Here is a 619-nt window from a genome sequence, read left to right as displayed (position 1 = left end):
AGGAGGACGACCAGATTGATCGCCTCGCCGACGACGGGGACGGGCAGCCGAGTGAGGAGGGCACCGGCGAGCAGGCCGACGACGAGCGCGAGCCAGCGGTTGCCGAGACCGACCAGCGAGAGGAGCCACGCGGCGACGGCGAAGCGACCGTAGATGACGCCGATCCAGAGCAGCAGGGCGAACACGAGCGAGCCGACCACAGACAGCGGGATACCGACGACGGTGATCGCGAGCGCGATCAGGAGGATCGGGATTCCCACGAGCACCCCCAGCCCGATCAGCCCGGAGCGGAGGGGTCCCGTCGCGACGCGGTCGGCGACGGCGTCGGAGAACCGCGGGAACAGCGCGAGCAGGAGGGCACCGAGCAGTAGATTCACCGCGAACGCGTAGGCGGTGAACAGCCACGACGCGAACGGCTGAATCGTCGGTGCGACGTCGACCCCGAGCGAGGCGTCCTCTCGAATCTCGCCCGCGACGGCATCGGTGTTCCCCTCGAGGTCGCCGTCGTAGCGCAGATCGCCCGCGACCGAGGCGCTCTCGCCCAGCCGGATCGTGTCGGCCCCGATTTCGGCGTCGCTCTCGAGCGTGCCGTCGATCGTCGCGCTCCCGACTCCGGCCG

1 protein-coding gene is annotated in these 619 nt (G+C 70.4%); it reads right to left on the bottom strand.

Translation table 11 applies throughout. The annotated features are described in order from the left end of the window. Positions 1-619: DUF8173 domain-containing protein (locus PGX04_RS33060; RefSeq protein ID WP_465263868.1), on the bottom strand; the 619-nt coding region annotated here is incomplete at both ends.

The sequence above is a fragment of the Natrinema soli genome (assembly GCF_028618695.1).
Note: the sequence above shows the minus strand (reverse complement) of the source record. Positions and strands in the feature narration are given on the sequence as shown.